At 44.1% G+C, this 256-nt stretch carries 1 protein-coding gene; it reads left to right on the plus strand.

Annotation, left to right across the window (positions count from 1 at the left end; translation table 11 throughout):
* Positions 1 to 54 precede the first annotated feature (54 nt).
* Positions 55 to 256, plus strand: a 202-nt coding sequence (locus tag ACSV5T_RS10045; protein ID WP_438321034.1) for an ABC transporter permease subunit, incomplete at its 3' end; no start/stop codon positions are given.

The raw sequence follows: 256 nt of genomic DNA on the forward strand, positions 1-256 counted from the left end.
ATCCCTCCTGCTCCATACGACGCGTGGCAGTTCACGTTTGAGAATACGTTGTTCATGACGCTCATCAGTCTGTTTGCCATCATCACGGCAGCAAGCATTGTATCAAATGAATTTAAATGGGGAACGATCAAGCTCTTGTTGATTCGCCCGATATCGCGGTGGAAGATTTTGCTTTCGAAGTATGTATCGGTCTTTGTATTTGTCGCACTTTTAGTCGGCGTTTTATTTGTTTCATCGATGCTTGTGGGAACTGTAT

This window comes from Veillonella sp. ZSJB6 (genome assembly GCF_051549505.1).
Classification (GTDB): domain Bacteria; phylum Bacillota; class Negativicutes; order Veillonellales; family Veillonellaceae; genus Veillonella.